The organism is Actinomadura sp. CNU-125, from assembly GCF_001942465.1.
Taxonomy (GTDB): domain Bacteria; phylum Actinomycetota; class Actinomycetes; order Streptosporangiales; family Streptosporangiaceae; genus Spirillospora.
Genome location: NZ_MKJY01000551.1, coordinates 1 through 1,044 on the forward strand (window position 1 = coordinate 1; position 1,044 = coordinate 1,044).

Consider the following 1,044-nt stretch of genomic DNA (forward strand, 5'->3'; position numbering starts at 1 on the left):
CGTAGCCGTCGTTGTTGGAGTCGGCGAACCCGCGCACCGACACCTCGTAGAACACCGCCGTCTTGAACCAGTGCGGGTCGCGCGGCGTCTCCGGGCTGAAGGCGTCCGGGACGGGCTCGGACGGCGCCGGGACGGACTCGGCCGGGCATTCGGCGGCGGGCAGGTCCCCGGGCTCGTGCGCGCCTGGCTCGCGGGGGCGGCTCACCTCTCCTCCTCCCGCAGCGTGAAGACGTGCGCGGGCTTCGTCCTGGGGTCGAGGTGGACGTAGTTGGTCTTGTGCCAGGTGTAGGCGGTGCCGTCGAGTTCGTCCAGGACGGTGAAGGGGTGTGCGGGGTCGTCGGGGAGTCCGAGTGCGGGCAGGTCGAGGTGGACGGTGGCTTCGCGTGCGTGGTGGGGGTTGAGGTTGACGACGGCCAGGACGGTGTCGTTGAGGCGCCGTTTGGAGAAGACGAGGAGTTCGGGCTGGTCGACGTGGTGGAAGTGCAGGTTGCGCAGCCATTGGAGGGCGGGGTGGGCGTTGCGCAGCGTGTTCAGCTGCGTGATCAGCGGTGCGATCGTGGTGCCCGCCGTCGCGGCGGCGTCCCAGTCGCGGGGCCGGAACTGGTACTTCTCCGAGTCGCGGTATTCCTCGCTGCCGGGCCGCACAGGGGTGTTCTCGCAGAGTTCGTAGCCGGAGTAGATGCCCCAGGTGGGGGAGAGGAGCGCGGCCAGGATCGCGCGGATCTCGAACGCTGCCCGTCCGCCGTGTTGCAGGTACTCGTTCAGGATGTCGGGGGTGTTGGTGAAGCAGTTCGGCCGCATGTACGCCGCCGCCGGTCCGGACAGCTCGGTGAAGTACTCCTGCAGCTCTTCGGCGGAGTTGCGCCAGGTGAAGTAGGTGTAGGACTGGTGGAAGCCGATCTTGCCCAGGGTGTGCATCATCGCGGGGCGGGTGAATGCTTCGGCCAGGAACAGCACGTCCGGGTCGGTGGTGGCGATGTCGGCCAGGAGGCGTTCCCAGAACGGGACGGGCTTGGTGTGGGGGTTGTCGACCCGGAAGATCCG

1 protein-coding gene and 1 pseudogene are annotated in these 1,044 nt (G+C 68.5%); both read right to left on the reverse strand.

Features of this window, described 5'->3' with window-relative positions:
• The coding region (locus BJF79_RS40285) for a hypothetical protein (RefSeq protein WP_143220820.1) at positions 1 to 205 on the reverse strand (205 nt) is incomplete at its 3' end.
• A pseudogene (locus BJF79_RS40290) lies at positions 202 to 1,044 on the reverse strand (alpha-1,4-glucan--maltose-1-phosphate maltosyltransferase); the annotation flags it as partial. The pseudogene BJF79_RS40290 and the gene BJF79_RS40285, both read right to left, overlap by 4 nt.